The following is a 12,820-nucleotide window of genomic DNA, read 5'->3' on the forward strand; positions in this document are numbered from 1 at the left end:
GGTTGTATAAATAACCTTAAGCTTTATAATTTTATAAACAGAAATCTAATCATTATGAAATTCAGAAAAATAAAGTTTAAAGACATCATTTTTTTAGTGGTTCTAGCTATTTTAATAATACCGCAAACAAGAAAGCCTATTCAAGTTTTTTTAAATAAAGGATTAGCACTTATAAGTCCTTCGGTTTTAGCAGAAGAGAAGCAAAAAGAAATCACATCTTATAATTGGCAATTAAAAGATAATCAAGGTAATACATTCAATTTTAATGAAACTAAAGGAAAAGTAGTTTTAATAAATTTTTGGGCTACTTGGTGCCCACCTTGTATTGCAGAAATGCCTAGTTTACAAAAATTGTATAACGACTATAATGATAAAATTGAGTTTCTGTTTGTTACAGACGATTGGTTTAAAGAAACAAACGCTTTTTTAGAAAAACACAATTATACTTTTAAAGTTTATAGACCAGCTTCTAATAATGGAATTTTTAAGGTAAATAGCATTCCTAGAACATTTTTAATAGATAAAAACGGAAAAATTATTATAGACGAAACAGGTGCAGCTAATTGGAATAGTGATGCTATTAGAAAGACAATAGATGAATTAATTCAACAATAAAAAAACAAAACATTGAAAATAGTAGTTTTAGATGGGTACACATTAAACCCAGGAGATTTAAATTGGGATGATATAGCTAAACACGGTAGTTTAACCGTATATGATAGAACCCCATATAACAATAAGGCTATTATACAAGCTATAGGCGAAGCAGAAATTGTTTACACTAATAAAACCCCATTACCAAAAGAAGTTCTAGAACATGTGCCAAATGTTAAATTTATAGGTGTTTTAGCAACAGGTTATAATGTGGTTGATGTTGAAGTAGCAAAATCTAAAGGTATTTTGGTTACTAATGTACCTGCATATAGCACACAATCTGTAGCACAATTTACTATGGCTTTACTGTTAGAGATGTGTCATAATATAGGAAACCACAATGCAGCGGTACAAAATGGAGATTGGGTAAAGTCTAAAGATTTTTGTTTTTGGAACTCACCATTAATTGAATTAGAAGGAAAAACTTTAGGAATTATTGGTTTTGGACAAATAGGACAAGCGGTAGCCAAAGTAGCGCAAGCTTTTGGACTGAAAATTTTAGTAAACTCAAGAACTGTAAAACCAGAATTTGAAAGTGATACTTTAAAGTTTGTTGATGTAGATGCGCTTTTTAAAAATTCAGATATAATTAGTTTACACTGTCCGCTTTTTGAAAGCACCAAAGGCATCATTAATTCAAACAATATTGAAAAAATGAAAGATGGTGTTAAAATCATTAATACAGCTAGGGGAGGACTAGTTGTAGAAAAAGATTTGGTAAAAGCACTTCATTCAGGTAAAGTTTCAGGGGCTGCATTAGATGTTGTTTCGGCAGAACCTATGTCAAAAGATAATCCATTGTTAAAAGCTAAAAATTGTATTATTACTCCACATATTGCTTGGGCTCCAAAAGAGGCTAGAACAAGGTTAATGAATATTACAATTAATAATTTAGAAGCTTACTTAAGAGGTAATCCTGCTAACATAGTTAGTAATTAAGATTTCAATTTATTAAAGCTTTGTGTTAAAACTAAATTTAATAAGATAAGAGAAAAAGCATAAACACTATCTTCAATAGGAATTGTAAATAGTCTTAAGTTTAAGTTTTCGGCATTATTATACCAAACTACTTCGTTTTCTATAAAACTTCCGGTAAGAATGCCATTCACAATAAAAAAGGGAATTAGCATTACTAAAAAGGTTAAATAAAACGTACTTAAAAGGTTAAGTTGCTTTTTTATTGAAATATAAATTAGAACAGAGGCAACTAAAAAGTTTATTAAAGTATACCATTTACTATAATTAAAAATGGCAATAATTAAAAAGCATGCTATTAAAAAATAGCTAATAGTTTTAGTTGCAGCAATGGGGAGTTTTACATTAGGAAAATAATATAAAAGGGCATAATGAGTAAATACACAAGCATAAGGAATACAAATAAAAAATAGCCATTCTTCAATTGGGAGGTTAAAAAGTTTAATACCTAAAAAATAGGTGTTGTTAAATCCCCAAAAACCTTCCGAAGTAAAAATAATATCCCAAGGAATAAAAATGAGCATAGATAAAAAAATGCTTATAAAGAGGGGTTTCCAAAGTTTATAGAATTTTAGTTTAGGGTGAAAACTAAATAAAAATGGAATACTTAAAGACCCTAAATTTAAAAGTAGGTATAAGTAATTCATTTATATTTTTTAAAATATTTAAAAGGAACCATGAGCATGCCAAAACACTCACCATCTTCTTTTCCTAGATGTTTATGATGCATTTTGTGTGCTCTTCTAACACCTTTAGCATACCAGTTATTAGCATTTCTAAATAATTTAAAGCGTTGATGAATAAAGATGTCATGCACAATAAAATAAGCTAAACCGTAAGCAAATATACCAATGCCAATAGGTAATCCAATCCACAGAATATTATATTTCCAAAGCAAAAAGAAACCAATGCTAACTACAGCATAAAATATAAAAAAGAAGTCGTTGCGTTCAAACCAGCTATCGTGGTCTTTATTATGATGGTCTTTGTGTAAGCTCCATAAAAAACCATGCATAACATATTTATGGGTAAACCACGCCATAAATTCCATAAAGCAAAAAGTGCTTAAAAAAACTAATATCCAAAGTACAATTTTCATAACCCTTAAGTTACAATAAATTTAACTGATATTTTACATAACTACGCATTAAGAGCTCTATTTTTTTAGGGTTAGAAACTCTAATTCTTGTGTTTTTAATGTGCAATGCAGGTGTGTTTTTTAATTTTTTTAGCAACTGCCTGTAGTATCTATAAGCCATAAAAACGCCAAATTTAGCTTCTAATGGTAATTTTTTAATACCATTTAATCCTTTGCTAAAATCAGCTTCAATATCATTAATGATTTCTTGTTTAGAAGCTTCGTTTAAATTATTAAGATCTGTGTTTGGAAAGTAGCTTCTGTTCAATTGATCATGATCTGCTTTTAAATCTCTTAAGAAGTTAACTTTTTGAAAAGCAGAGCCTAATGCCATTGCAGAATTTTTTAAACTTTCATATTTATAATTATCACCTTTAACAAAAACTTTTAAGCACATTAAACCTACAACATCAGCAGATCCATAAATGTATTCTTTAAATTCTTCGGTTGTTAAATAGTTCTTTTTGTGTAAATCCATTCGCATACTTTTCATAAAGGCATCAACTAAATGCTTATCTATATTGTATTTATAATAAGTGTGTTGAAATGCATTAAGAATTGGATTTAAACTTATTTTTTCATTAAGACTAGATTCTAAATCATTAGTCAATTCCTTGAATAACTCTTCTTTATTGAAATCATGAAAAGAATCAACAATTTCATCAGCTAACCTAACAAAACCATAGATGTTGTAAATATCACTTCTTATTGAGTTTGATAGCATTTTTGTAGCTAAAGAGAAAGATGTGCTGTAGGTTTTGGTAACAATTTTACTGCAACTGTAGGACACGGTATCAAATAATTGTTTCATAGTTAATGGTGTTTGGTTATTAATTCTGATACTAGCTTACCTGATATTAACGATGGTGGAACACCTGGTCCTGGTACAGTTAATTGCCCGGTAAAATATAAGTTTTTAACTTTTTTACTTTTTAATTTTGGTCTTAAAAAAGCTGTTTGTGTTAGCGTGTTTGCCATACCGTAGGCATTACCTTTATAAGAGTTGTAATCTTTTATAAAATCATTAACACAATAAGACCTTTTAAAAACAATATTATTAGATACCTTTTGATTGGTAAGGTCTTCTAATCTACTAATTATTTTTTTAAAATACCTTTCTCTTAGCTCTTTAGTGTCATTTAAACCCGGAGCAAGTGGAATTAAAAAAATGCCAGCTTCATGATTTTCTGGTGCAGTACTGCTGTCTGTTACGCTCGGGAAACTAGCGTAAAACAATGGTTTTTCTGGCCATTTTGGGTCATCATATATAGTTGTGGCATGTACATCAAAATCTACATCAAAGAATAATGTATGATGATTTACATTTTTAATTTTTTTATCAAAACCTACGTAAAAAAGTAGGGCAGAAGGAGCAAATGTTTTTTTATTCCAGTAATTTTCAGAGTATTGTCTGTAAGTTTTATCTAGAAGTGTTTCTGTGTGCCAATAATCTGCTCCACTAAGAACAATGTCTGCTTTAAAGCTCTCATTATTAGTAGTTATTTGGGTGGCATAGTTGTTTTCAACGTTTATTTTCTGTACAGCAGCATTAGTTTTTATAGTAACTCCAAGGTCTTTAGCAAGAGATTCAATAGCTAAAATTACTTGGTACATTCCTTTTTTAGGATGAAAGGTGCCTAAGCCAAAATCGGCATAATTCATAAAATTATAAAATGAAGGTGTATTACTAGGTTTGGCACCAAGAAATAACACAGGAAATTCAAGTATTTTAATTAACCTATCATTTTTAAAAGCTTTTCTAACATCATTTTTAACGCTACTAAAGAACTGATTTAATCTTTTAAGTGTAGTTAAAGAAACTAACTCTAGAGGGGAAACACCTGGGTTATAAACTAAATCTTTAATAGCAATATTATAATTATCTTTAGCTTTATTAATAAATTTTTTTAGTTGTACAGAACTTCCTTTTTCAACGGTTTCAAAAGTATTGCAAATTTTTTCTAAGGAATCTTCAATTGTTATGTAGTCGTTTTTGTCAAAATAAACACTGTAAGCAGGATTAAGCTTTTCTAAAGTGTAAAAGTTAGAAGGTTTTGTGTTGAAATCTGCAAAGAAACGCTCAAATACATCTGGCATCCAATACCAAGTTGGGCCAATATCAAATGTAAACCCTTCATTTTTATATTGTCTGGCTCTACCACCAACAGTACTATTTTTTTCTAGTATGGTTACATTATATCCCGCTTTAGCTAAATAGCAAGAGGCAGCTAAAGAAGAAAAACCAGATCCGATTATTATAACTTTTTTTTTCATGTTGTTCAACAAATATAATAAAAAGTTAAACAATATGAAATTTAAAGCTATAAATTTTCAATTAAGTTTTCTATACTTTGGTAAATGGTTACATTTTTAGGAGGCATATAATCATCAATATTATTAAGTTTTGCCCCTAGTAATAGCAGATTATTTTTTTTGTTTTTAAGAAGTAAATCATCAAATTGTTTAATATAACTGGGTATTTTATCTATTTCTGGGTATACTGTAAAATAAGATATAAAAGTAATCTCTTCAAAGAATTCTAAAACACTTGTTAGGCTTTCTACAGGTACACTTTCTCCTAAAAAAATGGTATGATAGCCTTTACTTCTAAGTTGATAGTTAATAAATAATAGGCCAATATCATGTATTTCGTTTTCAGGAAGAAATAAAATATGAGTTTTAGATGTAGGTTTAGGTTCTAAACTTTGTAGTCTTTCAATATTTAAAAGAATTTTTTGTTTTATATGAACCGAAATAAAATGCTCATGCGCAGGTGTTATGGTTTTTGTTTGCCATAAAATGCCAATATCTTTTAACAGAGGTAAAAACACAGTGTAAAATATTTCGCTAAAAGTTTTATTCTCAATTAGGTTATTGTATGTGTTATAAAATAGTACTTGGTCAAAATTAACCATGGCCATTTTTAGAGCATTAATAGCATGGTCTTCAACATTAGCACGAGATGCAATTTCTCTAACCTTTATAGGGATTTCATCTTCGTTTAAATCTGCTATTTTAGATATTTTATACCCATTATTGTTTAAATAAGAAATATTTAAAAGCTTTTGAAGGCTAGCAATACTGTAATTTCTAATGTTTGTATCTGTTCTATTGGGTTGTAGTAAATTATAGCGCTTTTCCCATATTCTTATGGTGTGTGCTTTAATTCCTGTAAGGTTTTCTAAATCTTTAATACTAAAATTAACTCGAATATTGTTCATTAAAAATCAATTTAAGTTAAACAAAAGTATGGAATTGCATTGAGATTATCTAAAATAAAATAAATTAAGTTTCACTTTTTAAATGCAATGAGGAGTTATTTATGATGTTTTTTTAATATTTAATTTCTTTGTAAACCCATAAGTAAACTCTATTTTTGATGAGATAATTTACATACTTTGCACTTAACTTTATTATGTTGAAACACAAGCCTACACTTAAATTAAAAAAAATAAACACCTTACTTTTTATCTCTGTAATTTTTTTATTTGTTTCGTGCAATAAAAAGGAACCAAAATATGTTGAAGCTAAAAAAGATAGCATTTTTGTTTCTTCAGAATTAATTCCAGATAGTCATTTTTTAGGCGATAAAGCATGTGCAGAGTGTCATGCCGATGAGGTAAAAGATTGGACAGGTTCTCACCATGATAAAGCCATGCAAATTGCAACAGACTCAACAATACTAGCAAATTTTGATAATATAACTTTTACAAGTCAAGGTGTTAAGTCTCGTTTTTTTAAAAAAGAGGGAAATTATTTTGTTAATACAGAAGGGCCTGATGGTAAATATTATGATTATAAAATTGAATACACTTTTGGAATTACACCTTTACAGCAATATATAGTTAAGTTTCCTAACGGACATTACCAATGTTTAAGAACTGCTTGGGATACAGAAAAAAATAAGTGGTTTGATTTATACCCAGATTTTAAAGTGGTACATTCAGAATGGTTACATTGGTCTAGAGGCGGATTGAACTGGAATAATATGTGTGCCGATTGTCACTCTACCAATGTTAGAAAAAATTACAAGCAAGAAGACCATAGTTACAATACCAAATATGCCCTAATAAATGTAAGTTGCGAAGCCTGCCACGGACCTGGAAAAACACATGTAGAGCAAGCCAAAAAGCAAGGTGATAAATATGTCGCTACAGATGGTATGTGGATGACAAGCGAAACCCAACCAAAGGAGTTGGTAGATCAGTGTGCTAGATGCCATATGCGTAGAGAACAATATTCTAGCTATTTTAATTTTGAAGGTACCATGATGGATCATTACTTTCCGCAAGTTCTTACTAATGGCTTATATTACCCAGACGGACAAATATTAGATGAGGTATATGTGTATGGTTCATTCCTTCAAAGTAAAATGTACAATAACAATGTAACTTGTACCAATTGCCACAATCCACATTCGCTTAAATTAAAATTTGAAGGCAATGCTTTGTGTTTACAATGTCATGCTAAACCAACATATGATACACCAAAGCACCATTTTCATGAGGTTAATTCTGAAGGAGCTCAATGTATAAATTGCCATATGGATGGGAAAATTTATATGGGAAATGACTACAGACGAGACCATAGCTTTAGAATTCCAAGACCAGATCAAAGTTTAAAATACGGTACACCTAATGCCTGTACCAGATGTCATACCGATAAAGATGATACCTGGGCATGGGAAGAATTTAAAAAACATTACGGAGAACCAGATTATACTCACTTTTCAGATTTATTAGCACCAGGTTTTATTGGTGAAGATGATGGATATCATAAACTGCTAACCTTAGCAAAAGATACTATTTATCCAGAAATAGCAAGAGCTTCAGCAGTTAGTAATATGACTAAATATTACAGTAATGAAGTTATAGATAATATGCTTCAATTTTTAAATGATGAATCACCTTTTGTAAGAGGAGCTACTATTGATGCTCTTAGTGAAATGGCTAATGAAGATTATGCTAAATACTTTATACCGCTTTTAAAAGATCCTAAAAGAACAGTTAGGGTTAAAGCTTTTTTCGAGTTAGCCTCATTAGATGAATTACAAATACCAGAGGAATATAAGGATGCTTACAAAAAAGTAAGAAAAGAATTTGAAACTCATTTAAATGTTACTTCAGATTTTTCTGGAGGTAGAGCTAAACGCGGAAGATATTATTTAAAGAAAGGTGATTTGCCAAATGCTATAAAAGCTTTTGAAAGTGCATTAGAAATAGATAATTTAAATAATATTGTTAGAACCAATTTGGCAAACTTGTATTACCGTAACGGACAGTTTAAAGAGGCCGAAGAAGCCTTCAAAACAATAATTAGTCAAGAACCAGAATACGGTCAAACATACTATTCTTACGCATTATTGTTAGGTGAACTTAACAGAACCGAAGAAGCTATAACCCAAATGCAATTTGCAATTAAGTATATGCCACAAAACGTTCGGTTTTATTACAATTTAAGCTTGTTATATGATAAAGTTAACAATTTTAAAAAGGCTGAAGAAACACTTGTTAAAGGCTTAAAAATAGCACCACAAAATGGCGATTTGCTATATGTTTTAGCTTACTTATATCAAAAAAATGGCAATGTAACAAAGGCAAAAAATATTGCGCAACAATTGGTGCAGTTATATCCAAATAATCAGCAGTATAGAGCAATGTTCAATCAGTTATAATTTTTGTAAAAACTCTTTTAGACCTGCGTTATACAATCACATCTTGTAATGTAAAGCGGATGTTTTTATTAAACTTCAGTAATAAATTAAAAAATAATCTAGATATTAAGTGTGTTAAAATGTTGATTTTTAACCGTTTGGCTAGTTGGGATTAAATTTTTAAAAATATTTTTTTTATTTAATTTTTTGTTTTTCATTTGTATTCCTAAAGTTTGAGTATAGAACTTTTAGCTGAACAAATTGAAACCTGTTTTTATGTTCGGGCTTTTGAAAATTAGGAAGTCAAATTCAAAAGCTGCTTATGGTGTAAGTAACCGAAATTTAAAGCTAACTTCCGTAGTTAAAGTTATTGCTTCGCAGTATAAATTGTGCTTTGTTCCTAAGGCACAATATCAAATCATGATTTGATAAAAAGTAATTAAAAATATCCATGTATTGGCACGCTTGTGTCTTGTTCTAAAATTTTAATCACTTTTTATTATTACATAATGAATACCAAATATGTTGATTTAATCAATCAAACTTTTGATTTTCCACAACCTGAATTTGCCTTAAAAAAAGACAAATTATTTTTTCATGATATAGACTTAAATAAATTGGTAGAACAATATGGTGCTCCCTTAAAGTTTACCTATTTACCTCAAATATCCAATAACATTCAAAGAGCTAAATCTTGGTTTGATTCGGCTATAAATAAATATAACTACAAAGGCACTTATAATTATTGTTATTGTACTAAAAGCTCTCATTTTAAACATGTTTTAGATGAAGCTTTAAAAAATGATATACATATTGAAACATCCTCTGCCTTTGATATTGATATTGTTGAAAGCCTAAAAGCAACTGGTAAAATTAAAGACAATACGTATATTATTAGTAACGGTTTTAAAAGAGCACAATACATAACCAATATTGCTAGACTAGTAAATAATGGTCATAAAAACTGTATACCAATTATTGATAATTATGAAGAAATTGATTTACTAAGTAATGAAATTAACAACACCTTTAATATTGGTATAAGAATAGCTTCTGAAGAAGAACCAAAATTTGAATTTTATACCTCTAGGTTAGGCATTGGCTACAAAAGCATTGTACCGTTTTATAACAAGCAAATAAAAAACAACCCTAAAGTTGAGCTTAAAATGCTCCATTTTTTCATAAATACAGGCATTAGAGATACAGCTTACTATTGGAACGAACTTTTAAAATGCTTAAAAGTTTACATAAGTTTAAAAAAGATTTGCCCAACGTTAGATAGTTTAAACATAGGAGGCGGTTTCCCAATAAAAAACTCATTAGCTTTTGATTTTGATTATGAATATATGATTGATGAAATTATCAATCAAATAAACCTAACGTGTAAAGAAGAAGATGTAGATGTACCAAATATTTTTACAGAATTTGGCAGCTTTACTGTAGGTGAAAGTGGTGGTGCCATTTATGAAGTGCTTTATCAAAAACAACAAAATGATAGAGAAAAATGGAACATGATTAACTCATCATTTATAACAACATTACCAGATACTTGGGCTATAAGCAAAAGATTTATAATGCTGCCAATAAACAGGTGGAACAGCACATATGAGCGTGTTTTACTAGGTGGTTTAACTTGTGATAGTGATGATTATTACAACAGTGAGCAACACATAAATGCTATTTATTTACCAAAATACGATAAAGATAAACCTTTGTATGTGGGCTTTTTTAATACTGGTGCTTACCAAGAAACAATAGGTGGTTATGGTGGGTTACAACATTGTTTAATACCAGCACCAAAACACATTCTTATAGATAAAGATGCCCAAGGAAATATTATTACCTCACTTTTCAAAGAAGAACAAAAAAGCGAAGATTTACTTCAAATATTAGGTTATAAAAAAGAATCAATGGTAGAAAAAGATATTCAAATTTTAAAAACAGTAAACAATTTGCAATTAGCAGATAAATAAAATGAAAACCAAAACTTATGCAGGCATACCAGAAGCGTATGCAAAATTAGAACGAGCAAAAATAGTCCTAATTCCAGTTCCTTATGACGGAACCAGTACATGGCAAAAAGGAGCCGATAAAGGACCCGATGCTTTTTTAGAAGCTTCAGAAAACATGGAGCTTTATGATATTGAAACAGATACCGAGGTTTATAAAGAAGGTATCTATTTAGCTGATGCTGTTACAGAAAACACATCGCCAGAAAGTATGGTTAAAGCAGTGCATCAAGCAACTAAAAACTATATTAAAAAAAATAAGTTTGTAACCATTTTTGGCGGCGAACATTCTATATCAATAGGTACTATTAGAGCATTTAATGAAGTATATCAAAATTTAACGGTTTTACACATTGATGCACATGCCGATTTAAGAAAAACCTACGAAGGTACGGCATGTAACCACGCTTGTGCGGTGTATGAAGCTAGCCAAAATACCAACTTAATTCAAGTGGGTATTCGCTCAATGGATGTTAAAGAAAAATCTGTAATGGATATAGATAAAACATACTTTGCGCATGAAATGGCTATAGATGACACCTGGATGGACGCAGCTATTGAACAAATGACAGATAACGTGTTCATTACTTTTGATCTTGATGCTTTTGATCCTTCAATATTACCAAGCACAGGTACGCCAGAACCAGGTGGGTTATTATGGTATGAAACCTTAGATTTCTTAAAACAGGTGTTTGAAGAAAAAAACGTGGTTGGGTTTGATATAGTAGAACTTTGTCCAAATGATATTGATAAATCTTCAGACTTTTTAGCAGCAAAATTATATTACAAAATGTTAAGCTATAAGTTTCAAAGTAAAGACATTGAAGATGATTATAACAATCATTTTAAAAACAATAATAAAGTAAATAATCTTTCAAAATTTAACAAAGACAATGAATACTAAAGGCGCTATTTCAAATTTTATAGAAAAATACTATCTGCACTTTAATGCAGCATCGGTAGTTGATGCCGCTAAAGCATATGAAGACCAATTAAACAGTGGCGCTAAAATGTTAGTGTCTCTTGCTGGAGCTATGAGTACTGCAGAGTTAGGTAAAATTTTTGCAGAAATGATTAGGCAAGATAAAGTGCATATAATTTCATGTACTGGTGCAAATCTTGAAGAAGATATCATGAATTTAGTAGCTCATTCACATTATAAACGTGTCCCTAATTACAGAGATTTAACACCACAGCAAGAGTGGAATTTGTTAGAAAAAGGCTTAAACAGGGTTACAGACACGTGTATCCCAGAAGAAGAAGCCTTTAGAAGATTACAAAAACACATTTATACCATTTGGAAAGAAGCCGATGATAAAGGAGAACGCTATTTACCGCATGAGTTTATGTACAAAATGCTGTTATCGGGGGTGTTAGAAGAGTATTACGAAATAGATTTAAAAGACTCTTGGATGTACGCTGCGGCTCAGAAAAATTTACCAATAGTTTGCCCAGGTTGGGAAGACAGCACTATGGGTAACATATTTGCAAGCTATGTGTTAAAAGGAGAACTTAAAGCTAGTACCATGAAATCGGGCATTGAGTACATGACCTTTTTGGCAGATTGGTATACTAATAATTCTGAAAATGGTATCGGGTTTTTCCAAATAGGTGGTGGTATTGCTGGCGATTTTCCTATATGTGTAGTGCCAATGCTTTATCAAGATCTAGAAAGAACAGATACGCCTTTTTGGAGCTACTTCTGTCAAATTTCAGATTCAACAACCAGCTACGGCTCATACTCTGGGGCAGTACCAAACGAAAAAATTACGTGGGGTAAATTAGATATTAATACACCTAAATTTATTATTGAAAGTGATGCAACTATTGTTGCTCCATTAATTTTTGCCTATTTATTAGGTATGTAATTATAAAAAATATGTTGCGTAAAATTGTAGATTATCAAAAGTTAAACGAAGATATTTTAGCCTTACTTGTTGAGAAATTTCCCGATGGTTATGAAGATTCAGATGTTATAACCTTTAGAAATGCTAAAAATGAAGTTATTGAAGCTATAGAAATAAAAACAGAAGATACTGTATACCTAGTAAAAGTAGGCAAGCGTCTTGTCCAGGCTATGGAAGATTTTGAGGTAGATAACGATACTGACGATGATAATATAGAAGCGAATATTCAAACAGAACCTGTATAAGGTGAAGAATAAATTTCTGCATAAAATTTATTAAAATGAAAGAAAAAAGGGTAGATAAAGTCTACCCTTTTTATTGTTTTGTGCACACGAGAGGATTCGAACCTCCACGTCCTTAAGAACACTGCCCCCTCAAGGCAGCGCGTCTACCAATTCCGCCACGTGTGCTTTACTAATAAGCTAAAATAAAAAAGTTGAGCATATGCTTAACTTTTTTTGAGTGACTAGGCAAGGTTCTGAAC

Annotated in this window: 12 protein-coding genes and 1 tRNA gene; 7 read left to right on the forward strand and 6 right to left on the reverse strand. The window is 30.4% G+C overall.

What is annotated here, in order from left to right:
- Positions 1 to 54 precede the first annotated feature (54 nt).
- Together BWZ22_RS12335 and BWZ22_RS12340 are read left to right on the forward strand one after the other, a co-directional pair.
- Positions 55 to 615 (forward strand): TlpA disulfide reductase family protein, encoded by a 561-nt coding sequence (locus BWZ22_RS12335; RefSeq protein WP_076700383.1) that lies wholly within the window; start codon positions 55 to 57, stop codon positions 613 to 615.
- A gap of 12 nt (positions 616 to 627) precedes the next feature.
- Positions 628 to 1,593 carry a D-2-hydroxyacid dehydrogenase gene (locus BWZ22_RS12340; RefSeq protein WP_076700385.1) on the forward strand — a complete coding sequence of 322 codons (966 nt, stop codon included), beginning with the start codon at positions 628 to 630 and terminating at the stop codon, positions 1,591 to 1,593.
- On the opposite strand, the gene BWZ22_RS12345 is transcribed toward BWZ22_RS12340, so the two are convergent.
- From BWZ22_RS12345 to BWZ22_RS12365, 5 genes are read right to left on the reverse strand one after another with little or no spacing between them, the layout of a single operon-like run.
- Positions 1,590 to 2,276, reverse strand: a complete 687-nt coding sequence (locus BWZ22_RS12345) for a lycopene cyclase domain-containing protein (RefSeq protein ID WP_076700387.1) — start codon at positions 2,274 to 2,276, stop codon at positions 1,590 to 1,592. The genes BWZ22_RS12340 and BWZ22_RS12345 overlap by 4 nt on opposite strands.
- Positions 2,273 to 2,728: a sterol desaturase family protein gene (locus BWZ22_RS12350; protein ID WP_076700389.1), complete on the reverse strand. Its 456-nt coding sequence runs from the start codon at positions 2,726 to 2,728 to the stop codon at positions 2,273 to 2,275. The genes BWZ22_RS12345 and BWZ22_RS12350 overlap by 4 nt, the downstream gene beginning before the upstream one ends.
- A 10-nt stretch (positions 2,729 to 2,738) precedes the next feature.
- A complete protein-coding gene (locus tag BWZ22_RS12355) occupies positions 2,739 to 3,578 on the reverse strand; it encodes a phytoene/squalene synthase family protein (RefSeq protein ID WP_076700391.1) in 840 nt (279 codons plus the stop codon).
- Positions 3,579 to 3,580: 2 nt separating this feature from the next.
- A complete protein-coding gene (locus BWZ22_RS12360) occupies positions 3,581 to 5,041 on the reverse strand; it encodes an NAD(P)/FAD-dependent oxidoreductase (RefSeq protein ID WP_076700393.1) in 1,461 nt (486 codons plus the stop codon).
- A gap of 47 nt (positions 5,042 to 5,088) precedes the next feature.
- Entirely contained in the window at positions 5,089 to 5,988 is a 900-nt protein-coding gene (locus BWZ22_RS12365) for a MerR family transcriptional regulator (protein WP_076700395.1), read from the reverse strand.
- Positions 5,989 to 6,182: 194 nt separating this feature from the next.
- Here BWZ22_RS12365 and BWZ22_RS12370 point away from each other — a divergent pair, with 194 nt between their 5' ends.
- The 5 genes from BWZ22_RS12370 (at position 6,183) to BWZ22_RS12390 (ending at position 12,581) form a co-directional block, all read left to right on the forward strand.
- Positions 6,183 to 8,441, forward strand: a complete 2,259-nt coding sequence (locus tag BWZ22_RS12370; RefSeq protein WP_076700397.1) for a tetratricopeptide repeat protein — start codon at positions 6,183 to 6,185, stop codon at positions 8,439 to 8,441.
- Positions 8,442 to 8,929: 488 nt separating this feature from the next.
- Positions 8,930 to 10,393, forward strand: coding sequence for an arginine decarboxylase (locus tag BWZ22_RS12375; protein WP_076700399.1), 1,464 nt, complete (start codon positions 8,930 to 8,932; stop codon positions 10,391 to 10,393).
- Between the two features lies 1 nt (position 10,394).
- On the forward strand, positions 10,395 to 11,333 hold the full coding sequence (speB, locus tag BWZ22_RS12380; RefSeq protein WP_076700401.1) for an agmatinase: 939 nt from the start codon (positions 10,395 to 10,397) through the stop codon (positions 11,331 to 11,333).
- Positions 11,323 to 12,297 (forward strand): deoxyhypusine synthase family protein, encoded by a 975-nt coding sequence (locus tag BWZ22_RS12385; protein WP_076700403.1) that lies wholly within the window; start codon positions 11,323 to 11,325, stop codon positions 12,295 to 12,297. Before speB ends, BWZ22_RS12385 begins: the two co-directional genes overlap by 11 nt.
- 11 nt (positions 12,298 to 12,308) lie before the next feature.
- On the forward strand, positions 12,309 to 12,581 hold the full coding sequence (locus BWZ22_RS12390) for a hypothetical protein (protein WP_076700405.1): 273 nt from the start codon (positions 12,309 to 12,311) through the stop codon (positions 12,579 to 12,581).
- Positions 12,582 to 12,662: 81 nt separating this feature from the next.
- On the opposite strand, the gene BWZ22_RS12395 is transcribed toward BWZ22_RS12390, so the two are convergent.
- Positions 12,663 to 12,746, reverse strand: a tRNA-Leu gene (locus BWZ22_RS12395).
- Positions 12,747 to 12,820: the final 74 nt, after the last annotated feature.

It is taken from the genome of Seonamhaeicola sp. S2-3 (genome assembly GCF_001971785.1).
Classification (GTDB): Bacteria; Bacteroidota; Bacteroidia; order Flavobacteriales; family Flavobacteriaceae; genus Seonamhaeicola.

What these genes read in the sequence shown, in the direction of transcription:
- BWZ22_RS12335 (WP_076700383.1), top strand. Translation starts at nt 55, where the DNA reads ATGAAATTCAGAAAAATAAAGTTTAAAGACATCATTTTTTTAGTGGTT.
- BWZ22_RS12345 (WP_076700387.1), bottom strand. Translation starts at nt 2,276, where the DNA reads ATGAATTACTTATACCTACTTTTAAATTTAGGGTCTTTAAGTATTCCA.
- BWZ22_RS12350 (WP_076700389.1), bottom strand. Translation starts at nt 2,728, where the DNA reads ATGAAAATTGTACTTTGGATATTAGTTTTTTTAAGCACTTTTTGCTTT.
- BWZ22_RS12355 (WP_076700391.1), bottom strand. Translation starts at nt 3,578, where the DNA reads ATGAAACAATTATTTGATACCGTGTCCTACAGTTGCAGTAAAATTGTT.
- BWZ22_RS12360 (WP_076700393.1), bottom strand. Translation starts at nt 5,041, where the DNA reads ATGAAAAAAAAAGTTATAATAATCGGATCTGGTTTTTCTTCTTTAGCT.
- BWZ22_RS12365 (WP_076700395.1), bottom strand. Translation starts at nt 5,988, where the DNA reads ATGAACAATATTCGAGTTAATTTTAGTATTAAAGATTTAGAAAACCTT.
- BWZ22_RS12370 (WP_076700397.1), top strand. Translation starts at nt 6,183, where the DNA reads ATGTTGAAACACAAGCCTACACTTAAATTAAAAAAAATAAACACCTTA.
- BWZ22_RS12375 (WP_076700399.1), top strand. Translation starts at nt 8,930, where the DNA reads ATGAATACCAAATATGTTGATTTAATCAATCAAACTTTTGATTTTCCA.
- speB (WP_076700401.1), top strand. Translation starts at nt 10,395, where the DNA reads ATGAAAACCAAAACTTATGCAGGCATACCAGAAGCGTATGCAAAATTA.
- BWZ22_RS12385 (WP_076700403.1), top strand. Translation starts at nt 11,323, where the DNA reads ATGAATACTAAAGGCGCTATTTCAAATTTTATAGAAAAATACTATCTG.
- BWZ22_RS12390 (WP_076700405.1), top strand. Translation starts at nt 12,309, where the DNA reads ATGTTGCGTAAAATTGTAGATTATCAAAAGTTAAACGAAGATATTTTA.